General features: G+C 36.9%; 24 protein-coding genes and 1 pseudogene. 5 read left to right on the top strand and 20 right to left on the bottom strand.

Features of this window, described 5'->3' with window-relative positions:
• Positions 1-34: 34 nt before the first annotated feature.
• The 5 genes from cysE to ACFFHK_RS07715 all read right to left on the bottom strand — a co-directional run bounded on the left by cysE (position 35) and on the right by ACFFHK_RS07715 (position 3,870).
• Positions 35-826, bottom strand: a complete 792-nt coding sequence (gene cysE / locus ACFFHK_RS07735) for a serine O-acetyltransferase (protein WP_382371174.1) — start codon at positions 824-826, stop codon at positions 35-37.
• A gap of 9 nt (positions 827-835) precedes the next feature.
• The gene (gene gpsA, locus ACFFHK_RS07730; protein WP_382371172.1) at positions 836-1,846 is read right to left on the bottom strand and encodes an NAD(P)H-dependent glycerol-3-phosphate dehydrogenase; all 1,011 of its coding nucleotides are present in this window, start codon (positions 1,844-1,846) and stop codon (positions 836-838) included.
• 128 nt (positions 1,847-1,974) lie between these two features.
• A complete protein-coding gene (gene secB, locus ACFFHK_RS07725) occupies positions 1,975-2,499 on the bottom strand; it encodes a protein-export chaperone SecB (RefSeq protein ID WP_382371170.1) in 525 nt (174 codons plus the stop codon).
• 23 nt (positions 2,500-2,522) lie between these two features.
• Positions 2,523-2,966 carry a rhodanese-like domain-containing protein gene (locus ACFFHK_RS07720; protein ID WP_382371168.1) on the bottom strand — a complete coding sequence of 148 codons (444 nt, stop codon included), beginning with the start codon at positions 2,964-2,966 and terminating at the stop codon, positions 2,523-2,525.
• A 220-nt stretch (positions 2,967-3,186) separates the two neighbouring features.
• The gene (locus ACFFHK_RS07715) at positions 3,187-3,870 is read right to left on the bottom strand and encodes a 2,3-diphosphoglycerate-dependent phosphoglycerate mutase (RefSeq protein ID WP_382371166.1); all 684 of its coding nucleotides are present in this window, start codon (positions 3,868-3,870) and stop codon (positions 3,187-3,189) included.
• Positions 3,871-4,038: 168 nt separating this feature from the next.
• Between ACFFHK_RS07715 and envC the strand changes: the two genes are divergently transcribed.
• From envC to ppx, 5 genes are all read left to right on the top strand, one after another.
• Positions 4,039-5,268: a murein hydrolase activator EnvC gene (gene envC / locus ACFFHK_RS07710; RefSeq protein ID WP_382371164.1), complete on the top strand. Its 1,230-nt coding sequence runs from the start codon at positions 4,039-4,041 to the stop codon at positions 5,266-5,268.
• 13 nt (positions 5,269-5,281) lie between these two features.
• On the top strand, positions 5,282-6,106 hold the full coding sequence (locus ACFFHK_RS07705; RefSeq protein WP_382371162.1) for a divergent polysaccharide deacetylase family protein: 825 nt from the start codon (positions 5,282-5,284) through the stop codon (positions 6,104-6,106).
• A 96-nt stretch (positions 6,107-6,202) separates the two neighbouring features.
• Entirely contained in the window at positions 6,203-7,942 is a 1,740-nt protein-coding gene (gene tamA / locus ACFFHK_RS07700; RefSeq protein ID WP_382371160.1) for an autotransporter assembly complex protein TamA, read from the top strand.
• Positions 7,939-11,886 (top strand): autotransporter assembly complex protein TamB, encoded by a 3,948-nt coding sequence (gene tamB / locus ACFFHK_RS07695; protein ID WP_382371158.1) that lies wholly within the window; start codon positions 7,939-7,941, stop codon positions 11,884-11,886. The genes tamA and tamB overlap by 4 nt, the downstream gene beginning before the upstream one ends.
• 18 nt (positions 11,887-11,904) lie before the next feature.
• Positions 11,905-13,389, top strand: a complete 1,485-nt coding sequence (gene ppx / locus ACFFHK_RS07690; protein WP_382371156.1) for an exopolyphosphatase — start codon at positions 11,905-11,907, stop codon at positions 13,387-13,389.
• 34 nt (positions 13,390-13,423) lie between these two features.
• Here ppx and glpE read toward each other — a convergent pair whose 3' ends face one another.
• The 15 genes and pseudogenes from glpE to recA form a co-directional block, all read right to left on the bottom strand.
• Positions 13,424-13,756, bottom strand: coding sequence for a thiosulfate sulfurtransferase GlpE (gene glpE / locus ACFFHK_RS07685; protein ID WP_382371154.1), 333 nt, complete (start codon positions 13,754-13,756; stop codon positions 13,424-13,426).
• 80 nt (positions 13,757-13,836) lie between these two features.
• Positions 13,837-14,133 carry a DUF5374 domain-containing protein gene (locus ACFFHK_RS07680; protein WP_382371152.1) on the bottom strand — a complete coding sequence of 99 codons (297 nt, stop codon included), beginning with the start codon at positions 14,131-14,133 and terminating at the stop codon, positions 13,837-13,839.
• A complete protein-coding gene (locus tag ACFFHK_RS07675; protein WP_382371151.1) occupies positions 14,123-14,707 on the bottom strand; it encodes a DUF2572 family protein in 585 nt (194 codons plus the stop codon). The genes ACFFHK_RS07680 and ACFFHK_RS07675 overlap by 11 nt, the downstream gene beginning before the upstream one ends.
• 59 nt (positions 14,708-14,766) lie before the next feature.
• On the bottom strand, positions 14,767-15,480 hold the full coding sequence (locus ACFFHK_RS07670; RefSeq protein ID WP_382371149.1) for a Type II secretory pathway, component PulJ: 714 nt from the start codon (positions 15,478-15,480) through the stop codon (positions 14,767-14,769).
• On the bottom strand, positions 15,467-15,994 hold the full coding sequence (locus ACFFHK_RS07665) for a Tfp pilus assembly protein FimT/FimU (protein ID WP_382371147.1): 528 nt from the start codon (positions 15,992-15,994) through the stop codon (positions 15,467-15,469). Before ACFFHK_RS07665 ends, ACFFHK_RS07670 begins: the two co-directional genes overlap by 14 nt.
• A gap of 129 nt (positions 15,995-16,123) precedes the next feature.
• Positions 16,124-16,585, bottom strand: a complete 462-nt coding sequence (locus ACFFHK_RS07660) for a ClpXP protease specificity-enhancing factor (protein ID WP_382371204.1) — start codon at positions 16,583-16,585, stop codon at positions 16,124-16,126.
• Positions 16,586-16,600: 15 nt separating this feature from the next.
• Positions 16,601-17,239 (bottom strand): stringent starvation protein SspA, encoded by a 639-nt coding sequence (gene sspA / locus ACFFHK_RS07655; RefSeq protein WP_382371145.1) that lies wholly within the window; start codon positions 17,237-17,239, stop codon positions 16,601-16,603.
• Between the two features lie 107 nt (positions 17,240-17,346).
• Complete coding sequence (locus ACFFHK_RS07650; protein WP_382371202.1) at positions 17,347-18,261, bottom strand: sigma 54-interacting transcriptional regulator; 915 nt, start codon at positions 18,259-18,261, stop codon at positions 17,347-17,349.
• Between the two features lie 327 nt (positions 18,262-18,588).
• A pseudogene (locus tag ACFFHK_RS07645) lies at positions 18,589-18,924 on the bottom strand (ACT domain-containing protein); the annotation flags it as partial.
• Positions 18,925-19,053: 129 nt separating this feature from the next.
• Entirely contained in the window at positions 19,054-19,725 is a 672-nt protein-coding gene (gene yjjG, locus ACFFHK_RS07640) for a pyrimidine 5'-nucleotidase (RefSeq protein WP_382371143.1), read from the bottom strand.
• Entirely contained in the window at positions 19,715-20,659 is a 945-nt protein-coding gene (gene dusC / locus ACFFHK_RS07635; RefSeq protein WP_382371141.1) for a tRNA dihydrouridine(16) synthase DusC, read from the bottom strand. Before dusC ends, yjjG begins: the two co-directional genes overlap by 11 nt.
• The gene (locus tag ACFFHK_RS07630; protein WP_382371140.1) at positions 20,650-21,261 is read right to left on the bottom strand and encodes a DUF2238 domain-containing protein; all 612 of its coding nucleotides are present in this window, start codon (positions 21,259-21,261) and stop codon (positions 20,650-20,652) included. Before ACFFHK_RS07630 ends, dusC begins: the two co-directional genes overlap by 10 nt.
• Positions 21,261-22,133 (bottom strand): co-chaperone DjlA, encoded by an 873-nt coding sequence (djlA, locus tag ACFFHK_RS07625; protein ID WP_382371138.1) that lies wholly within the window; start codon positions 22,131-22,133, stop codon positions 21,261-21,263. The genes ACFFHK_RS07630 and djlA overlap by 1 nt, the downstream gene beginning before the upstream one ends.
• 270 nt (positions 22,134-22,403) lie before the next feature.
• On the bottom strand, positions 22,404-22,850 hold the full coding sequence (gene recX, locus ACFFHK_RS07620) for a recombination regulator RecX (RefSeq protein ID WP_382371136.1): 447 nt from the start codon (positions 22,848-22,850) through the stop codon (positions 22,404-22,406).
• Positions 22,851-23,019: 169 nt separating this feature from the next.
• On the bottom strand, positions 23,020-24,075 hold the full coding sequence (recA, locus tag ACFFHK_RS07615; protein ID WP_382371200.1) for a recombinase RecA: 1,056 nt from the start codon (positions 24,073-24,075) through the stop codon (positions 23,020-23,022).
• Between the last annotated feature and the right edge of the window lie 97 nt (positions 24,076-24,172).

Here is a 24,172-nt window from a genome sequence, read left to right as displayed (position 1 = left end):
GATTCTAAACAACTCGTTTAGCGAAATATCATTTTTACTGCTCACAAGTAAAATATTGATTCATTTCTAACGCTGGTTTAGCTTGTTTATCTTGACTAATTAATTTCGCTGGTACACCAGCCACTGTTGAGTATTCAGGTACAGGCTGCAACACAACCGAACACGCCCCAATTTTGGCATATGTTCCAACTTCAATATTGCCTAAAATTTTCGCGCCAGCCCCAATCATCACACCTTTACGCACTTTTGGGTGGCGATCACCCACTTCTTTCCCCGTTCCACCTAACGTTACATCTTGTAAAATTGATACATCATTTTCTACAACGGAGGTTTCGCCGATCACAATTCCAGTGGCGTGATCCAGCATAATACCACGCCCGATTTGCGCTGCTGGGTGAATATCAACATCAAACGCAACTGAAATCTGATTTTGTAAATAGATCGCTAATGCTTTACGTTGTTGTTGCCATAAACAGTGAGTAATCCGATAACTTTGCAAAGCGTGAAATCCTTTCAAATACAACAGTGGTGTTGAATATAATCCTACCGCAGGATCTCGCAAGCGAACCGCTTCAATATCATAAGCTGCACTCTCAATAATTTTTGGATTATCATGATAGACGTCATCAATAATTTCACGCAACGAAATAGCAGGCATGGTGGTACTGGATAACTTATTTGCCAAAATATAACTTAGTGCAGTCCCTAAATGTTGATGAGCTAAAATCGTGGAATGGAAAAAACTGGCTAAAGAAGGTTCTTGCTCGACTAATAATGCCGCCTCTTCACGAATACCTTGCCAAATTCGTTGTAATAATGTTGACATAATCCTCTCCTACTCACTTTTTTTCTCTCTGGCAAGTAAGTTTCTTGCCGCTTCCGTTGCAGTTAACCCACAAAATAGCATTTGATAAATCTGTTCTACAATCGGCATTTCAACTTGTTGTCGTTGTGCTAAACGGTATGCTTCTTGCGTATTATAATACCCTTCAACCACTTGCCCAATCTCTTGCATCGCTTGTTCAACACTATAACCTTTACCAATCATCATGCCAAAACGGCGATTACGAGATTGATCATCGGTACACGTCAACACTAAATCACCTAATCCTGCCATTCCCATAAAAGTTTGTGGCTCTGCACCCAATGATGCACCTAAACGAGAGATTTCTGCTAAGCCTCGTGTAATCAAAGCAGTTCTCGCATTAGCCCCATAACCAATACCGTCTGATACGCCTGCGCCTATCGCAATGACATTTTTAATTGCACCGCCTAACTGCACACCAATCATATCGCTATTCAAATAAACGCGAAAATGCTTACTACAATGAATACGCTCTTGTAATTCTTGTGAAAATTCTTGATTTTTCGCAGAAAGTACAATCGCTGTTGGTAAACCTGCTGCTAACTCTTTCGCAAAGGTTGGGCCAGACAATACCGCTAATGGATAAGAGGTACCAATAATGTCTTCTGCCACTTGATGAAGCAAACGACCACTGTCATGCTCTAAACCTTTACTTGCCCAGATAATGCGATGCGTTGGATGCAAAAATGGTTTAATCTGCTGTAATACCTCGGCAAAAACATGGCTCGGCACAACTAATAAAATATCACGAGCAGCTTGAATTGCACGAACTAGATCACTCTCTAGTTGTAATGCCTCTGGGAATTTTACGCCAGAAAGGAAACGACGATTTTCACGTTGCCTTGCCATCTCTATCATTTCAGTCTGATTACGCCCCCATAAGATGGTTGGGAAACCATTTCTTGATAAAGCAATCGCTAGTGCTGTCCCATACGAACCTGCACCAATAACGGTTATTGGTGGAAATTGTGTCATCATCATCACCTTAAAAAGTTTATCTTTTCTTAATCAAAGGAAAAAATAGACGAATGAAAGAGGATTGCAAGAGAATTTTGTGAAAAGTAAGAAATTACAAGGTATCTTATGGAAAGATACCTTGTAAGAGTAAACTAATTTACTGTCGCAGGTGCGTCTTCTTGTGCAGCTTGTTCTGCTTGTTGACGTTGTAAATATTCAATAAACAGCGCATCAAAGTTTACTGGTGCAAGATTTAATGCTGGGAATGTACCGCGGTTAACTAAGTTAGCCACTAATTCACGCACATATGGGAATAACATATTAGGGCATTGTGAAGTTAAGGCGTGCGCTAATTGCATTTCTTCTAAACCACTAATTGCAAAAATACCTGCTTGTTTTACTTCACAAATAAATGCAACCGTATCACTCTCTTCTAGTTTTGTTTCTACTGAAACATGTAATACCACTTCATAAAGTCCGTCTGCTAAAGCCGTTGTTTCTGTATTAAGATCGAAGTTTAACACTGGTTTCCATTCTTGTTGGAAAAGATGTGGTAAATTCGGTGCTTCAAACGAAATATCTTTTACATAAATGCGTTGGATTTGAAGTACTGGCTGAGCTTGTTGCTCTTCTGTCGCTGGTTGTTGTTCGTCCAGTGGTTTGTTTTCGTCTGCCATAGTTAGTTTCCTTTTTTAATGTATTAGTGATCTTTAACAAGTGGGAGATTTGCTGCTTTCCAGCCTTCAACGCCATCTTTCAAGGTAAATACTTGCTTAAATCCTTGTTTATATAGTTGTGCAGCTGAGGTACGCGCTGTTAAACCTGAACGACACACTACCACTACTGGCGATTCTGTATGTTTGGCAATTTTGCCAATATTTTTTTGTTTAATATCATTTGGCAAAATATTTTGACTGCCTGCAATATGACCACGAGTAAACTCTTCTGTACTGCGTAAATCAATAATAATGCCATTTTGTTTATTAATGAGCTGAGTTAAAGTTGCTTGGTCAACTTCTTTCGGACCAGGAAGCATACTTTTTATAAATACATAAATTGTTCCAAAAAATACAACTACCCACGCAACGACCATCACAGTATGCTGTGAGGCAAATGCGATAGCTTTTGGCATAAATTCTTCCATTTAGTTAATCTCTTCTTAAATGCTAGTCAAAAGTCGGATAAGTATAACCTTTCTCACTAGAACTAAACAATCGAAACCTTTATTTTTCTTAATATAGTTCAGCCCATTTTATTCATTATTAGGATTACACTCATAAAAGTCGCTTGAGAAATAAAATGACAACAAAAAGAAAGCACCTTTCTGGAGTAACAGAAAAGTGCCTTACTTTTTCAATTAAGCATTAAAGGTAGTATTTTTTCACTACTTTAAGGTCATCACTTAGTTCATAAACTAAAGGCTGACCTGTTGGGATTTCAAGATCCATAATGCCTTCGTCTGAGATGCCTTCAATATGTTTTGCTAACGCACGTAATGAGTTGCCGTGTGCGGCGACAAGAACGCGTTTGCCAGCTAATAGTGCTGGGGCAATTTGGTCTTCCCAGAATGGTAATACGCGATCTAGGGTTACTTTTAAGTTTTCACAATCAGGTACAACGTCTGCTGGTAAGTGTTGGTAACGGCGATCGTTGTGTGCTGAGTTTGGATCATCTTTTGCTAATGCTGGTGGTAATACATCATATGAACGGCGCCAAATATGCACTTGTTCATCACCGTGTTGTTCGGCTGCTTCTTTTTTATTTAAACCTTGCAAACCACCATAATGACGCTCATTTAAACGCCAAGTTTTAATTTGAGGTACCCATAATTGGTTTGATTCTTCTAATACGAGGTTACAGGTTTTGATTGCGCGAGTTAAAACAGAGGTGAACGCGATATCAAATTCAAAGCCTGCTTCTTTTAATTTGCGACCAGCTGCTTTGGCTTCTTCTACCCCTTTTTCGCTGAGGTTCACATCACGCCAGCCAGTGAATAGGTTTAATGCGTTCCATTCACTTAATCCATGACGAATAAATACTAATTGCATAATTACTCTCCTAAAAATTAGATCAAAAAACTGCGCCATTTATAACAAAAAATGATGCTTTTTAAAATAGAGCGCTTCTGCTTTTGTTGGAATTGCTGATCTTTAGCAAAAAAAACTCTAAAATAATAGTCATTTGTCCTCTGTTTGTTATGAGATTGTTGATTTGTTATGACTAAGTTTGTAGTTTTATGGTGTTATCTTACTGTTTTTCTACGAAATGTATTTTTCTTCGTAGGGGTTGTAACGACCGCCTATGCCGCTAATGATCTACAAAATATTCAACAACAAATCAAACAACAAGAACAAAAAATTTCCCAACAACAACAAGAAAAAAGCCAATTACAAACACAATTAAAACAGCAAGAACAAAAAATTGAATTAATTAGCCATCAGTTAAAACAGCAACAAGATGCGCTAAAAAACCTCAATAAACATATTCAATCAACACAAAAGCAGATCTCTCGCTTACAACAACAAGAAAAAGAACAGAAAAAACAATTAGAACAGTTGCTAGATTCTGCTTATCGTAAAAATTTACAGTTACATGATTTAGAAAAAATATTTTCGGCAGATGCTCGTAATAGTGATCGAATGAATACTTATTATAAGCATTTTAACCAGCAAAAAATTAAACTTATTCAAGAACTTAAACAAACACAACAACAGTTAAAGCAGCAACAGCAGTTAGTTAAAGAACAACAACAGCAACAACAGCAACAAATTTCTGAACAACAAAAACAACAACGTTCATTACAACAAGTAAAAAATGAACATCAATCTACATTAAGTAAACTGAATCAAAGTATTGCCGTTAATCAGGACAAGCTCGCTCGCTTAAAAGAGAATGAAAATAGACTTCGTCAAGAAATTCTTGCTGCAGAACGAGCTGCCAAAGCAAGAGAACAACAAGAGTTAGCCAATTTAAAACAGAAACAAAAACAAGCGGAAGAAAAACATCAAGACTATCAACCAACTGAAAAAGAACAACAACTTGTCGGTCGAGGCAATGGATTAGGCGCGGCTAAACGTCAATATGCCATGCCAGTAGTTGGAAAAATTAGCAACCGTTTTGGTTCAATTCAGATGGGTGAAATTCGTTGGAAAGGTATTGTGATTCAAGCTAATCGCGGTGCGAACGTGCGTGCTATTGCTGCAGGGAAAGTCATTTTAGCCAACCGCCTACAAGGTTACGGTTTAGTTATTGTCATTGATCATGGCAAAGGCGATATGAGTATTTACGGTTATAATAGTACGCTCAATGTTAAAAATGGTGATGTTGTCCGTGCTGGTGAAATCATTGCACAAGTAGGGCAAAGCGAAGATTCACGCCATGCTGCACTTTACTTTGAAATTCGCCGTCAAGGCACGCCCATCAACCCAACCAGCTGGCTAAAATAAAATTAGGAAATTTATGAAATATTGGATACGTTACCTAATGACACTCTTGTTATTATCTTTGCTCTCAATAGCTAATGCCGCTAAATTAGTGATTGTGATTGACGATATTGGTTATCGTACCCATGAAGACAATGAAATTTACGCTTTACCATTAGCTGTCAATGTTGCCATTATTCCGTCTGCTCCCCACGCTAAAGTCAGAGCCAAACAAGCACAACAACAGGGACGTGATACACTAATTCATATGCCAATGCAGCCAAAAGGTAATATTAAGTTAGAGGAAAATGGGTTGGTATTAGGTTTATCGGCTTCTCAAGTAGCCCATCGAGTTGAACTGGCTCAGCAAGTTGTCCCGAATGCTATTGGTATGAATAATCATATGGGTAGTGCAGCAACCTCTGATACCGCTTTAATGTCTGCATTAATGCAACAACTTGCTCAACGAGGATTATCTTTCTTAGATAGTAAAACGATTGGTAGCAGTGTAGTCAGTAAAGTAGGCAAACTGTATGGGGTCAATATTTTAGAACGAAATATCTTCCTTGATGATAACAATGAATACAGTAGTGTATTAGCGCAATTTCAAAGTGCGATTCGATATGCCCGCAAACATGGTACTGCAATCGCGATTGGACACCCTCGAAAAAATACTGTTGCTGTGTTAAAACAACAACTTGCACAATTACCACCTGATATTCAATTAACAAGAATTAGTCAACTTTGGCAGCATTCTCCAGAACTTATTCAACCATTTATTTTATGGTTTAGCGATCTCCCTGCACCAACCTCCAAACCACCATTTCAATTTCAAGAAAATTTACGTGGAATTCCACAGTAAATTTCATCTAGATCCTTGAAAAATCAACTTGATATTGTTAACGTTGGCAAGCATTAACGTAAATATATCATTTAGACATTACAAAGGATTCGTAAAATGCAGTGGAATAAATCCTTTTATCTTCCCCTTGTTGGGCTGTGCATTTTCACCAATGCAATGGCTGATAGAACTATTGAATTACAAGTGAAAGGTATTGATAATAAGAAAGCCTATAATAACGTAACCGTTCACCTTTCAACACTTAAAGATACGCCAGTAGAAGATTCCGATCGTTACCATTATTTAGCTAGCAAAGCGATTGACGAAGCCTTGCGGGCAGTTGGTTATTATAATAGTCAAATTGATTACCAGTTTGTGCCGCAACCTAACAAAGCTAAAGATCTTTTAATTGCTAACGTTACCTTAGATAAACCAGTCAAAATTGCAGAAGCACAAGTGCAAATTCTTGGTGATGCCGCACAAGATGAAAACTTTTTAGCACTGAAAAAACAATTACCGAAAGCAGGCAGCATCTTGGATCATAGTGTTTATGATGATTATAAAGCGCAATTAGAAAAAACTGCTCTTGCAAAAGGTTATTTTGATTCCGAATTTTTAACCCATCGGCTAGCTATCATTCCTTCCGCTTATGAAGCTTATTGGCAACTCACTTTCGATAGCGGTAAACGCTATCACTATGGCGATATCAGTTTCAAAGGCTCGCAAATTCAAGATGCTTATTTACGCAATATTTTAAGTATCCACAAAGATAATCCTTATTTTATTAATGATCTTTCCGAATTGAGTACCGATCTTTCTGCGAGTAATTGGTTTAAATCGGTATTAGTGCAACCTAATGTGAATAAACAAACCAAACAAGTGGATTTAGAGGTTTTAGTTCAACCTAGACTAAAAAACAGCTATGAAATCGGGATTGGCTATGGTACGGATATTGGTCCTCGTTTACAGTTTGGTTGGAATAAACCTTGGATTAACAGTCGAGGACACAGTTTTTCATCTAACTTCTACATTTCTGCACCGAAAAAAACGATTGAAGCCACATATAAAATGCCATTATTAAAAAATCCTCTGAATTACTATTATGAAATTTCTACTGGGTATGAAGAGGAAAACAAGAACGATACCGAAACGTCTGGTTTAACCTTAGCGGTACTTCGTTATTGGAATCGTGAAACTGGTTGGCAAAATTCATTCGGGGTAAGAGCGAGGTACGATAATTTTACCCAAGCTGGCATTTCTAACCGTACCTTATTAATTTATCCAACTGCAGGTTTTAACCGTACTCGTATGCGTGGAGGGTTATTTCCTTACTGGGGTGATGCACAAAAAATTACTATCAACTGGGGAAATAAATTGTTTGCCTCAGATGTGGATTTCTATTCTGCGATTGCCTCAACTTCTTGGATTAGAACTTATCACGACAATCATCGTTTTTTAGTTCGTGCTGAAATTGGCTATCTTTCAACCAAAGATTTCAGCAAAATTCCACCTGCATTACGCTTCTTCGCTGGAGGTGATCGTAGTGTTCGTGGGTATGGTTATCACAAAATATCGCCTCGTGATACGGATAATAAATTAGTTGGCGGAAATCGCTTGTTTGCTTCTAGTATCGAATATCAGTATCAAGTAAAACCAAAATGGTGGGGCGCCATTTTTTACGATACAGGCTTTGCTGCTAATCGTTTTTCATTCAGTGAATTACGTAAAGGAGCTGGAATTGGTGTACGTTGGAATTCTCCTATTGGTGCAGTAAAATTTGATATAGCCACACCAATTAACGATAAAGATAGCAGTAAGAATATTGAATTTTATATTGGGATAGGATCAGAACTGTGAAACAACAATCAACGACAACGCCTGACACCTCAAGCACTGTACCAACACCGAAAAGAAGCAAAGCTCGTCAAATCTTCAAATGGTCAACCATTAGCCTTTTGGTTTTATGTTTATTTATTGTTATTGCTCTTATTACCCTATTAAATAATCAAAATGCCCAACAAAAATTATTAACCTTTGTAGATCAACAATTAAATGATTTAACTATTGGACAAATTAGCGGGAATTTACAACAAGGCTTACAACTTGATAATGTCAGTTATCGGACTACTGGTGTTGATGTTAAGGTTGCTCATCTTTTATTACAGCTGGATACAAATTGCCTATGGCAAGCTAAGATTTGTATTAATCAACTCAATATTACTGAACCCAAAATTGCCATTGATACCAGCCAATTCTCAGCAAACCAGCAACAAGATGACCGCAGCTCAGGTTTGGTGATGCCAGTAAATATTGATTTAAAACAGTTAAATATCAATCAATTAGATCTTCAATTAGATAATCAACAGATTCTGCTTGATCATTTTTCAACAGGCTTACTGGCAACAAGGGATCTGCAATTTAATTTATTACCAACCCTTATTAATGGTTTACAGGTAATAGAAACGATACATACGCCTAACCAATTACCTTTAACCACCAAAGCAAAAGTAAAACCACAAAGTAAAGCCTCGCCAACTGATTGGGATTCATTAAAACAACAATTACAACAGCCATTATTACATGCAAATTCAGCATTTAAACTGCCATTAACGGTACATATTGATGATTTAACAGCTAAAAATTGGCTATATCAAAAACGTTCTGCCAAAGGCAAAATTCTTTCTGAAATTAAAATGCCAACTTTGACTTTACAAGCAAGTGCAGACCAAAACAGCATTACCCTTAATAAACTAACGTTAGTCAGTAGTGTATTAGATTTATCCGCTCAAGGTGAATTACAGCAAGCTGATCATTATCCTCTACAACTCACCCTTAATGGCAAACTACATCAACAACGCGAAAACACACAACAAAAATCGGCGACGATCACGCTACCAGAAAGCCAATTTAGTTTACAAGTACAAGGTAATTTATATCAACAATTAACAACCGACATCACCATTACAGGTCTTGCTGATGCTAAACTAACTGCTCAAGTTGCGCTTGCTGAACCAAAATTACCACTAATGATAAATTTAGCGATCCAGCAAGCGAAATACCCACTCTATTTAGCCAAAGAAGCCAATCCATCAACAGATCAAATCCGTTTAGTGAAAACTAACTTAGCTATCACAGGAAATGTATTAGATTATCAAGCAAGCTTACAAGGTAATCTTTCAGGAATGATTACACCAACAGTTGATCTTAACCTAAAAGGAAATGGATCAATCGATTCTTTCACACTACAACAAGCTACCTTAGCTAATGTAAACGGCAATATTGGTTTACAAGGTACAGTTTCTTGGCGTAATGGCATTGCTTGGGATAGTCAACTTGATTTACAACACGTAAATATGTCGCGCTATTTTCATTTTGTTGATTGGTTAGCCACATTATCTGGTCAACTTGTATCTTCAGGACAGATCAATGCAGAGGGTTGGCAAGTAAATATTCCGCTTATTGAACTGAATGGTCATGCAGATAATAAACCAATTTCACTCAAAGGTGATATTACCTTAAATAACGAAACATTACTGATGAGTCAATTATTTGATTTTCACTATGGTGATAATCATCTTGCGTTTTATGGCAAACTTGGCAAAGAATCATTATTTAATTTAACAATAGATGCGCCTAACCTTGCAGGGTTTTATAAAGGGTTAGAAGCATCAGGAAAAGGAACAGCACAAATTACAGGAGATATTCAACACCCTGAAATTGATGTAGATCTCACCGTGCCGCATTTGAAAGTGGCTAATGTATTGCTACAAAAATTAAACGTAAAAAGCAAAATACAAAGTGATCAACAAAATATCCGTGGTAATTTAGATCTTGATATAGCTCAATTTAAATATGGAGAAAATGTACAACTTAAGCAAATTTCTCTCAAAGCGAAAGGTGATGAAAAACAACATACCTTATCATTGTATTCACAAGGAAAACCAGTTGCCTTTAATACTGATCTGCAAGGACATTTTGATCGTCCTACACAGGTATGGCAAGGGGAATTCAATAATACTCAATTCAATACCTTGATCGGTAAATTTAATACAAATAAAGTCATTAACGTAAATTATAAACATAATGAGCAACAAGCAACTATTTCTTCTCATTGTTGGCAACATGACAGCTTACCCCTCTGTTTCCCACAACAATTTACAACGGGTATCAATGGGCATATTCCATTTAAATTAGAAAAAGCAAATCTTGATTTTCTCAAACACATTTTAACCGATAACACAAAACTCCATTCGCAATTTAATTTAGCGGGTGAAGTTAACTGGTATCAAGATAAACCTTTCGATTTTACAGTAAATTTAGAGAGTTCTTCTTTCTCCCTCATACAAAAAATAGATTATCGACAATTTAAACTGGAATTAGATAAACTCTCTTTAGAAAGTCATATCAAAGACAATAATTTAACTACTAAGGGCGACATAAAAATCCACAATAATGGCATATTAAAGACGCATTTAACGCTAAATGATTTACTCGGTACACCAACATTAAGCGGAACGCTAGTAGCAGAACATTTAAAATTAGCTTTTATAAAACAACTACTTAACCCAGGTGATAATATAGATGGCAATCTGAATACCAACCTTACATTTTCAGGTAATGTTTCTGCACCTCAACTACATGGCAAAGTATCATTAACACATCTAACAAGTTCAATGCCTGCATTACCATTTAATATCACAGATGGTTTTGCCAATTTAGTATTTAACGGTAATCACTCCACTTTAAATGGTGAAATTGTAACCAAAGAAGGACGGTTACAATTAAAAGGAAATAGTAATTGGCAAGTTTTAAACCGTTGGTCTGCTAACCTTTCTGCAACATCAGAAAAATTTTCATTAACGATTCCTGATTTGGCAAAACTTACGATCGTTCCAAATATTCATTTATACGCTCAACCTAACCATTTCAATATCGAAGGAAAAATTGATGTGCCTTTTGCCAATATTGAAATTGAGCAATTACCAGAGAGTGCGCTTGGAGTTAGTGCAGATGAAGTTATTTTAGAGAAAAAACCAAAACTGTCTACTCAACAGAAACTAGATAAATTCAGTGAAAAAACAGGCACTGTCTTATCAACTGATATTATGATTACTCTTGGGCAACGTGTTCGCGTGAGTGCGTATGGTTTGAAAAGTCAATTAGAAGGAAATTTAAATGTTCGCCAACAAGACAATCAACTCGGCTTATTTGGGCAAATTCATCTATTAAATGGACGTTATGCTTCATTTGGGCAAGATTTGCTGATCCGTAAAGGCGAAATTATTTTTTCTGGTTTACCCTCACAGCCCACCCTCAATATTGAAGCAATTCGTAATCCAAATGCAATGGAAACCAATACAGTTACTGCTGGGATTCGGGTTTCTGGCTTAGCAGAATCACCAACAATTCAAGTTTTCTCTGAGCCATCAATGTCCCAAGATAACGCCTTATCTTACCTATTAACTGGACGGGCATTATCTTCCGAGAACTCAGGGTCAGGCGCTTCTTTAGGTGCTGCCTTGATTAGCCTAAGCTTGTCAAAAACAGGAAAAGCCGTAGGACAACTAGGTGAAACATTTGGAATTAAAAGCTTAAATCTCGAAACACAAGGCTTAGGTGATCAATCACAAGTTGTCGTCAGTGGTTATATCACGCCACGTTTACAAGTAAAATATGGCGTGGGTCTATTTGAACCATTAGCTGAATTAACATTACGTTATCGCTTATTACCTAAATTATATTTACAATCAGTATCTGGAACATCACAAGCTGTTGATCTTCTATATCAATTTGAACATTAAGCACACAGGGAAATTATTATGAAAGAAATCGCTATTGTAGATCTCGGCTCAAACAGTTTTCATATGATTGTTGCGCGTATTATCAATGGTTCAATTCAAATTCTTTCTAGACTTAAACAAAAAGTTCAATTAGCCGAAGGATTAGATAAAGAGCAAATCTTGAGCCAAACAGCGATTGATCGTGGCGTAGCATGTCTTGCCTTATTCTCTGAACGATTACAAGGATTTCCTGCGGAAAATGTTCAAGTTATCGGCACTTATACTCTGCGCCGTGCCGTAAATAGTGATGAATTTCTTCGCCAAGCAGCACGTGTTTTCCCATATAAAATCAATATTATTTCTGGTCAACAAGAAGCAAAATTAATTTATGCAGGCGTTTCTCACACCCAACCAGAAAAAGGCAGAAAACTCGTCATTGATATTGGTGGCGGGTCAACAGAAATGATTATTGGTGATGATTTTATTCCCCTGATTGCAGAAAGCCGACATATGGGTTGCGTGAGCTTTGCCAAACGTTTTTTTACCGATGGAAAACTTAGCATAGAACGTTTCCAACAAGCAAAACAGTGTGCATTAGAAAAAATTGAAGATTTAGCCTGGGAATACCGACAACTAGGTTGGGATTACGCATTAGGGTCTTCTGGTACGATTAAAACTGTTAGTGAAATCCTACTTGCACTCCATTTTAAAGATGGATTAATTACGCTTCCTCGTTTGCATAAACTCGTTGAACGAACCCTCAAAGCAGAACACTTTACAAAAATTCAGTTACCAGGCTTACATCACAATAGAATTGATGTTTTTGTGCCTGGGCTAGCTATTTTAGTGGCTTTATTTGAAACATTCCAAATCAAAACGATGCGTTATTCTGATGGCGCAGTGCGTGAAGGTGTAATGTATAACTTTGAAGATCAATTCCGTGTAAGCAATATTCGTGAGCGTACAGTAAATAGTCTCACCCAACAATTTGACCTCGACCGTGAGCAAGCCACACGTGTCTCTCAAGTCGTACAAATGTTTACAAAACAATTTATCGCTTGGAAAGAAGAGAAATTTGCCTATGAGTTAGGTCAAGTCCTATTTTATGCTGCTCTCACCCATGAGGTCGGCATTGTAATTAACCATCGCAATGTACAGAAACATTCTGCATATATTTTACAAAATAGTGAACTACCTGGATTTGATAGTGAACAGCAACAGTTACTCGCCATTCTCACACGTTTCCACACCGCAACATTTCGCATGGCAGATATTCCTGACTGCTATCGCTATGTCAGCGAAGATGTCCTTTCTGCAATTCTATTATTACGCTTTGCGGTAATTTGTAACAAAACTCGTCAAGCCACTGAGCCAGCCGATATTCAATTAAAAACAAACGCTATACATCAATGGCAATTAATTTTTCCAAAAGGTTATTTGGTTCGTAATCCATTACTACAAAATGAATTACAACAAGAACAGAAGTTTTTAACTTCCTTAGGGATTAATTTAATATATCGTTAAAAGATTAGAGATAATGTATATAGTACATTATCTCTTACTCTATCAATCCTGATTCAACAGGTAATTCAGCTTTCACCCAAGCATCAAACCCACCTCTAACACTATAAACCTCATCAAAACCTTGTTCGACTAAGAATTGTGCAACATTTCGACTACTATTACCGTGATAACAAATGACTAGTACTGGAACAGCAAAGTCATAACGATCGCAAAACAGACCATAACTTTGATTAGTCAAGTGAAATGCACCTTGGCAATGACTATATGCAAAACGCTGGCTATCTCTAATATCAACTAATACCGCTTGTTCTTGTTGAAGTAACTGCCATGCCGTGATGACATCAATTTCTTTAAAGGTATCTGCCATAGTATTGAGTCCTCTTTATCTATTTGGCTGGTTATTATACCGCTTTAAGGCAGGACTACCAGTAACATTATTACATTGTATTAACCCCTAATATTCACTTTACCTAATGGATATTCCACAATAATGTGTTCACTATTACAGTAAATACGAAATTGTAGTTGATTCTGTTCAACTTGGCGTTGACAGGGCAAATCTAATAAGCGCAAACTTTGTTGATTCTCGGCAATCTGTAAAGCTTGTGCATATTGCCATAATTTTGCTGTTTGCTGTTGTTGCTGATTTAGCCATACTTGCCCTAATAACAGAATCATACTAAGCAAGCTCACGCCAACCAATACACTCATCACACTATGCCCCTGCATAAATTTAGAAATCACGCCACCCTCCTTCCGCTACTTGCCAACGAGAAAATTGTTGCTCAATACGCTGAACTACCGAGCTGTTAAAAACAGATTTTGCAGTAGTAATAGGTTCATCACTAATAATTGCCCCAATAACTCGCCCATTACCTTGAATCCTCAATTTAGCATTACTAATTACAATGCCATAAATATCATGTTCTAATTGCCATTCTGTATCTTCATCAATTATCCATAGCAAAGGATCTCTAGCATTATTTAATACTGGTTCAGTATAGATCTGATGAGATAACAAGGGGTAATTAGGATTGAGGTATTCACGGCGTGGGGAATTTTGTGCATTTTTTATCGATTGCCGAAACAGAGAAACTGTCTCACAATCCAGATAATGTTGCAGTGCTACTCGGGTTTCCGTTGCGGTAAATGTTTCAGTTAATTTATTTTGATTTGATGTAGTATGACAAAAAGAAGTGATTGGTTGGCGGCGATATTGTTGAAATAGCTCTCCTTGTGCGTTGAGATAGTGATTTTTGACTAAAAGGCTACGTTGGTAAAATAATTGATTATCTTGCATTAACCATAGTAATAACAAACTTATACTACTCAAAACAAGAATAACGAATAAATGCGTGGCACCTAGTTGATAATACTTCACTCTTGTACCTCATTCAATAATGGAATCAATACAGTAGCTTGATAACGATAGTTTTCTTGATTACGTAATACAACGGTTAAATCAACACTCATTCCACGATTTTCAGGTAACCAGCGAAAGGCTAGAGATTCTACTCGATAACGTGAATCAAAATATTTCGACCACCCCTTACTTTGGCAAGTTGGATTATTTAAATGCTGCTGACAACTCACCGCTGAACAAGCATGATCAATCGTCTTATCAAACATAAATAAAACCTCTAAATTACCTGCTGCCAAACGATAACCAAATAATTCCTTTTGTATTTCTGTTGTATTATTACGGGTACCGAGCATACAAGATTCACTGCCCTGTTTATTACCAATACACCCATCTTTATTAAGATCATAAAAAAATAGTACACATTGATAATAATCTTGTTTTGGCAAGACTAAATTAATACTCTTATTTTGATAACGAAATAATGCCAAGTTATTATTTTTATTAGGATAATGATAGCCACTTCGCCGTAAATCTTTACGGATCATCTGCAATGCTTGATGTACATCTTGTTGTAACTGTAATTGTTGTTGTCGTTGTGATTGATAATGATAAAGAGACAATAGCCAATTCGATAAAATAAGGACTAATAAACTCGTTAAAGCAATAGCCATCAATAATTCTGGCAAGGTTGCCCCAATAAAAAAACGTGGCGATCTATGACACATCATAATTTAAACACGCACTGGTTGAATCATTCTTATCTATTTTTACCCCACCAAACCCACTATATTTAAACAAGAAACGATGTGATCCTGATTGTAATAAAAAGCAACTATTACGCATTGTATGCCGTACATTATCAAAAGAAGTGATAATTTGCGGATAATTTGCTTTAGTAATAAAGCTAACCGTGGAAGAATAAGGATAATAAAGTAACCGCTCTGCTCGATTACAATGAGTTAAAGCTAAACAATCACAAGGTGAGTTATCTGCTTGGGCAATTAAACACCAGCGTTGACGGTCAGCAGAAATACTTACTCTTAATTGCCAATTCGTCATCGCATAATTGGCTCGTTGCTGAACCTGTAATAAATATTGCTGTAAGCGCCATTGTTCAATATAAAGCCGAATTTGATGATTAAATTGCTGCCATGTTGGTGTAATCACTAGAATGGATAGCGTCATAATCAATAATATAGTTAATACTTCAATTAACGTAATACCAGCATAATATTTTTGCATGACCTCTCCCTCGTATTTGAGGGATAAGAGTATGCTGGATAATGTCAATTTGAGAAATAATAATCTTAGAATTGTGAACAGGATCGAGAAAACAAAAAATGCCGTAATTTCTTACGGCATAAGGGAGGATTAGTCAAGAATACGTAGATGAGAAGTTTTCTTTTCTACAGTTTCTTTTTTTGTTGTTTTTTTATTACTTGAGTCAGTTGGAATATCCACTATTTCTTGGAAACCAAATGGCTGTTCTGTGTTAAGCCCTTCAATATCATAAGCCTCTTCGGGTTCAAACATCACACCATCACCATTCTCTCGAGCATAAATAGCAAGTGCTGCACCAAGAGGTATTACAATATGCCAAATTATGCCTTGAAATCTCGCACTAAATCGAATTTCATCGTTTCCTAATGAGAGATTCCCTACCGCATTTGGCGACAAATTCAATACAATTTGACCATCACGAACATATTCAACTGGTACCTCAACGTGAGGATAATCCGCATCAACAACCAAATAAGGTGTTAAGTCATTATCCACTAACCAATCAAAATAAGCACGCAAAAGATATGGACGTTTTGGTGTTGGTGTTTCCATTGACATAACCGATCCTTACTTATCGTCCATAATATTCAATGCTGCACTATTACCGAGTGATTTTGCAAAGCTATCACGTGAAAAGACTTTATTCATATAACCTTTAATCGCTTTACTTCCTGCACCAGTAAACTCAATACTTAATAATTGAAGTTGCCAGAATAATGGGGCTAAGTAGCAGTCCACTAAACTAAACTCATCACTCATAAAATATTCAAATTGAGAAAACACTGGCGCAACAGCTAACAATTCTTCTTTTAATTGTTTACGTGCTGTCGCTACTTCAGGGTGATTTTCATCTTTCGCTTTAGCAAACAACGGATACCAGTCATTTTCAATGCGTTGCATTAATAAACGACATTGTGCTCTTGCCACTGGATAAACTGGCATTAAAGGAGGGTGAGGGAAACGTTCATCAAGATATTCCATAATAATACGTGAATTAAATAGTACTAACTCTCGATCAACAAGCGTTGGCAAGCTTCCAGTTGGGTTGAGTTCTAGCAAATCTTCTGAAATTTCACCTGACTCAATATTTTCAGTTTCATAAGCTACGCCTTTTTCGGCTAAGACAATTTTAACTTGATGGCTGTAAATATCATTTTTATCTGAAAAAAGGGTCATGATTGAACGTCTATTCGCTGCTACCGTCATTTATTCCTCCACTAATTAGGCTAAAAGCTTATCGCCCATAAAAAATACAAAAATTTGACCGTCTATTCTAGCATATTTCGTCATCATACTGTTATAGCTAATTTAGCCTACTTAGCCATTCCATACTGACGCAATTTATTGGCAATGGCAGTATGAGAAACACCTAAATGTTGAGCAAGTTTTCGTGTACTTGGATACTCAACATAAAATTTCTGCAAAATTGCTGCTTCAAAATGTTTTAGCATTTCATCTAAGGTTGCCCCTTCAAATTGTTCTAGACTGAAATGATTAATGAAACGATCTTGCAAGTGCAGTGCAGCAATAGAGAGCTGCCCATTTTCTACTAAAGAACAAGCTCGATATAGTGCGTTATACAATTCACGAACATTCCCTGTCCAAGCATATTTCTGTAAAAAAGCAATAAACTCTTCATCATAATATGGTTGAGGAATCATCATTTGGGTTGCAATTTGTTTAACAAATTGAGCAACTAAATCTGGAATATCTTCTTGCCGATCTCGTAAAGGGGGAATTGTTAAACTTAAAACATTTAAACGATGATACAAATCCTCACGTACTTTGCCTTGCTCGACATAGGTGGACAACGGTTCTTGTGTAGTACAAATCACCCGCACATTCACATAATGTTCCTGTTCTTCACCAACACGGCGGAACGTCCCATCATTTAAAAAACGCAATAACTTCGCCTGCATTGGCAACGATAATTCTGCGATATTATCTAATAGCACCGTACCTTGATTTGCATATTCGAAAAAGCCAATACTTTTACGTTCATTCGTATGATAACCAAACATTTCAGCTTCAGTATCTTCGGGCGGTAGCCCAGCACAATTAACCGCAATAAACTTTTGATCTCGGCGCTGGCTCAAATGATGGCAAGCCTTAGCAATAAACTCTTTTCCTGTCCCCGTTTCACCTTGGATTAACAATGGAGCATCAGAGAATGCAAATTTTTTCGCCAGCTCTACCACATCTGCCATTTTTTTACTTTTCGCGACCACATCATTAAATGTATTACTTAAATACGCATTAAATTTTTGTGGATCAACACGTAATGCCGCAAAAGATTGTAGGGTAACCACGCAACCAAGCAAGGTTTGATTAACATCTTGAAAGGTCAACGGAAATAAATCCAGTTGCCATGGTTGATCATCTAAATCAATATTATGAGAAAAGGTTGTCGTAATATGATGTTGTTGTGATTGCTGCAAGAAAGTTTGATACCATGTAGCTTGTTGTAAAGCAGGCAAAACCTCTACTAATAAATATCCCTGTAAACTCTTCGCTTTGGGTCTATTTTCTTGTAAGTATGGCAATAATAATTTACACGCAGGCTGATTAGCAAATTCTATTTTTCCCGCCAAATCCACCGATAGAATTGGGTGAGGTAACGCCTCAAATAACGCATTCAATTCTACGTTCTTGCGTTCATAAGGCAAAAAATCTAATGGCGAAACCGAACTCACTCCATCAATATTACGCAATTTCTCCATGAGGTAGGTTACTTGAAAATTTGCAATATCCTCAACTTTTAGATAAATCACCCCATTATTTTCAAGTTTTTTTAATTCAATTCCCTCAAGATTGATCTTTTCTTTTGCAAATAAATCCAATACTTCTTTAGCAACACCAATTCTATCCACACAAGCTATGGCAAAACGCATGATCTACGCCTCCTTAAATGTAAGTCAAACCTCATCTTTACGACAATAGATTTAATCTCATTTCTGACATGGCATTATCATACCGATTACCCGTATAGAAATAAAGGCAGTGTAAAGAAATATTTACGATTATTTGTTCACAACATTGACTAACTCAGCAATCTGAGAAATTTGATAAGTAGGTTTAATTTCGGTGAGATTTTCTCGTCCATGATCTAACCAACAAGTATCCAATCCAACATTATTACCACCTAAAATATCCGATTCTAGTGTATCACCTACCACCAAAACCTGCTCATATGATTGGGGGCGCGCTAAAGCTAAAGCGTGTTGAAAAAAGTGTGGATTCGGTTTCGATACACCAATTTCTTCAGATACCACCACAAACTCAAAATAATCCTTTAACCCTGTTTTCTGCAGACGAAGTTGTTGCATTGCGGTAAATCCGTTAGTAATAATCGCCAATTTAGCTTTATCTTTGAGCTGTTGTAATAACTCCACCACTCCATCTAATGGACGACATACTTCTGCCATTGATAATAAAAAACCATGATTTAACTCTGCTGGTTTAACAGATAACTTTTTACCCCATGCAGAAAAACGGCTTTCCTGCAATGTTTTCGCATCAATCTTACCATCTTGGTATGCGACCCATAATGGCTTATTAATTTGTTGATATTGAACAAAATCCTCTTGGGTAAAATCAACATGATAATTGGCAAATAATTGCTTTAATCCAGCAAAAGAATCAAAGGAGAATAATGTTTCATCAGCATCAAATAAAATCCAGTTATATTTCATTTTTCTCTCTATCCAACATCATTTGTAATGCTTCAGTTGTCGTACAACCTTTTATTTTTTCAAATAATATTTCAGCCTCAGTATAATATTTGAGTAAAAATCTTAACCATTGTTTGATTCTTGCCAAATGATAAAAACCGCTATCCCATTGATTATCAACATGACTATACGCCGCTAATAACATCACAATTTTAGACCAAGCTAGCGGTTCAACTTGATGTTTGATCACCTCACTCAAATTTGGGATCTGTAACGCTCCTCGAGCAACCATCAAATCATCACAACCAGTAACAGCCAAACAGGTTTGTGCATCTTGCCAACTAAAAATTTCTCCATTCGCAATCACTGGAATCGACAACGCCTGACGAATTTCGCCAATTTTTTCCCAATCAATCCGATCTGCACGGTAGCCATCTATTTTCGTGCGACCATGTACCGCAATTTCATCTGCACCACCTTGTTGGACAGCATCAGCTATGTCTATCGCAAACGTTTTCTCACTCCAACCAAGGCGAATTTTTACGCTTAAGGTTTCATCTGCACCAATCGCATCACGGATTGCTTTGGTTGCTCGGTAAATTAACTCTGGTTGTTTTAACAAACTAGCTCCACCACAGCTACCATTCACTGTTTTTGATGGACACCCACAATTAAAATCAATACCATGTGAACCTAACTCAATGGCTAATTGCGCATTTTCAGCTAACCATTCTGGTGATTGTCCTAATAACTGAACACGAACTGGCGTGCCACTATCGGTATAGCCTTGTTGATACAATTCAGGGCAAAGGCGGTAATAGACTTTTTTCGGTAAGCATTGGTTTACTACACGAACAAATTCCGACACACACAGATCATAAGAATTAAAAGCAGTTAATAATTGGCGCATAAAAGGATCGAGTACGCCCTGCATTGGAGCAAGAATTATACGCATTTTTTATCAGGTCGTTGCCAATAAAATAAAATTAATGCCGTTAAAGCGCCCAATGTATCTGCTAGCATATCTTTTTGAGCGTCCCAAACATCACCTTGAGATCCCAAGAAAGCGATACCAGCCTCCCCACCTTCTCTAACAGCATATTGCCATTCGATAATTTCATAGGCTGCGGCAATACTCATAATTGAAAATAATCCAAATAGCCCAGCTGTTATAGCATTAGCCCACCCTTTTCGCACCAGTAATTCAGCAATAGGAAAGCTATAAAAGCCAATAATATAATGTGCAACCCGATCAAAATGATTACGCCCCTCACCTAACCAACCAGAAAGTAATTGACTGCCCCAACTAAAAGGGACAAGTTCGAACGTATAATGTGCGCCAATGGTATGTAACACTAACCAGCCACTCATTAATACATAGGCAAATAAACTAAATTGAAACTTTGGATAAGTAATAATTAACAGTAAAAATACCGCAATAACTGGTATCATTTCAGCAAGCCAAACATCTTGGGAATAAGGCTGGAGATAAGACCATATCATCAGTCCTGCAATAAACAGCGCTAATGTCATCGGCAAAACAGACTTTGACATCATTATTTCTTCCAACCTTTCACTTTACAGATCAAATCATATGCGGCTTGAATTTGTTGTGCTTTTTCTTTCGCCATTTCCATCATCTCTTCAGGCAACCCTTTCGCCACCAATTTATCAGGGTGATGTTCATTCATTAATTTACGATAAGCACGTTTTACCACATCACGATCATCGTCCGCCGATACCCCTAAAACCTGATATGCAGTTTCTAATGTTGGACCAGATGCGCTTTGTCTTGCTCCTTGATAACCACCTGAATGTTGTTGATACCCTTGTTGTTGATATTGTTGGTACTGATAGTGAAAGCCGCCACCTTGTGAGAATTGACGTGCAGCATAAATCATCGCCAACATTTGCTCAAATTGGAATGAAGAATAGCCCAACTCTTCCGCGACAATAAATAAAATCTCTTTTTCATTTAGGTGTAATTCTTGATCGCTCAATGCCACTTGAATCTGTATTTCAAGAAATACTCTTAATAAATCATTTCGTCCACCACAGCCAATACGGAACTCTTTAATTGCTTGGCGAATAGGAAAATCAGGTGATTTTCCTCGTGTGAATGCGGCTTGTGCTTGTTTACGTTGATCAACACTAAGCTGCATACGATCCATAATTGAATTAGCAAGATCAATATCCTCTGCCGTAACACGCCCTTTTGCTTTACTTAAATGCCCCATGACGGCAAAAGTAGTTTGCATAAATAATGATTGGCGTGATACCCGATGACCAAATAATGAAGAACCGACATTACCTAATTCATATAATTTTTTATCGGCAAGATGTCCTAAAATGCAACCAAAAATTGCCCCAAAAAATCCACCAAATTTAAAACCAACAATGATACCAATTAATTTTCCAATAAAATTCATACTTTTCCTTTTTGCATGTTTGCGAGGTCAAGAAGTCAGTTATTCTACTCCACAATTAATTTTCGTGAAATGGAACAACCTCTCAGATTTTCATTATACGAAGCTACACTGTCCGAAAAATAAATAAAATTCAGTGTATTAGAAGAAAATTAGAACTTTTATAGTGGGTGTAATTTTATTAAAACCTTACTATACTCACCGCAATTAACGGACAACATTTCACCTTATCTAATAATAATTGCCCTTGTCGTAATAAAACATTTACCGCGCTTAATCATATTCCTTAAATAGTGCCGAAATTTCTTCCTGTGAAAAACCTCGTGAATATAAATAACGCCACATTTTTTGTTTAATCTTTAAATCTTTTTCTTCCATATAATACGGAAATTTTTTACTCAACGTTTGTTTTGCTAACACAAACCAATCAATTTCATTTTGTGCAAGCGTATGCTGCAAAATTTCATTTTGAATCCCCTTTTGCAGCATCTCTTGTTTAATTCGCTGTAATCCATAGCCTTTTTGTACACGAGATAGAAGAAAATGTTCACAAAAACGCAAATCATTTTGCCAATTTTTTGCTTGGCACGTTGCGATCACATCTTCAATCTCTTGTGCTGAAAAGGCTTTTGCTTGCAGCTTACAACGTAATTCATATTCACTGTAATCACGAATAGCAAGAAGTTTAAGAACATAAGCAAGTGCAAGATTATTATTCATAATTTAAAAATGTATTAACTTGAAGGAGGTTTACTATCTTAACCTAAAGTGAGCAAAGAATTCTTAAATAGATTGATGATGAAAAAATAACCAGAATTCATTTATTTATATTAATCATCTTATAAAAATAAGTCGGATTTTTTAAATCCGACCTATATTACTTAGACATTTATTCACTAAAATCTAGTGCATCATCATCTTTTGCGTCTGTATCATCAGTCATTAATAACTGATCTGGGTTGGATAACAGTTCTTCACGCAATTTACGCTCTAACTCATTTGCAATATCTGAATGTTCAGCTAACCATTTCATTGCATTCACTTTCCCTTGTCCAATTTTTTCATCTTGGATTGAATACCATGCACCAGACTTATTGATTAATTTATGTTTTACACCTAACTCAAGTAACTCACCATTTTTAGAGATACCCTCACCATAGAGAATTTGGAATTCAGCTTGTCGGAATGGTGCCGCAACTTTATTTTTCACGACTTTCACCCGAGTTTCGCTACCAATCACTTCATCACCTTCAGAAATCGAACCTGTACGACGAATATCTAAACGTACAGAAGCATAAAATTTTAACGCATTACCACCAGTGGTCGTTTCTGGGCTACCAAACATCACACCGATCTTCATTCGGATTTGATTAATAAACACGACTAGACAATTTGCGGATTTAATATGCCCTGTAAGTTTACGTAATGCTTGCGACATCAAACGCGCTTGTAAACCCATATGTGAATCGCCCATATCCCCTTCAATTTCTGCTTTCGGCGTTAATGCGGCAACAGAGTCAATAATGATGACATCTACTGCCCCAGAACGGACTAACGCATCGCAAATTTCTAACGCCTGTTCACCATGATCTGGTTGCGATACTAATAAAGATTGTACATCTACACCTAATTTAGCCGCATAAATCGGATCTAATGCGTGTTCAGCATCAATAAACGCACAAGTTTTCCCTTGCTTTTGTGCTTGCGCAATGACCGATAAGGTTAATGTTGTTTTCCCTGATGACTCAGGTCCGAAAATCTCCACAATACGCCCCATCGGTAACCCACCAATACCTAACGCAACATCAAGCCCTAAAGAACCAGTTGAAATCGCTTCTACATCTAACGTTTTAGTATCCCCAAGACGCATAATAGAACCTTTACCAAACTGTTTTTCAATTTGACCTAACGCTGCTGCCAGAGCTTTTTCTTTTTCTTCATTCATGCCAAAATCTTTCATTTTATAACCTCTATTTGAATGTTCGGGTAATTATCGCTCGCCATTATACTGTATAATTATACAGTATCAAGTACTTTATTCT

The organism is Gallibacterium trehalosifermentans, assembly GCF_042433055.1.
Classification (GTDB): domain Bacteria; phylum Pseudomonadota; class Gammaproteobacteria; order Enterobacterales; family Pasteurellaceae; genus Gallibacterium; species Gallibacterium trehalosifermentans.
Note: the sequence above shows the minus strand (reverse complement) of the source record. Positions and strands in the feature narration are given on the sequence as shown.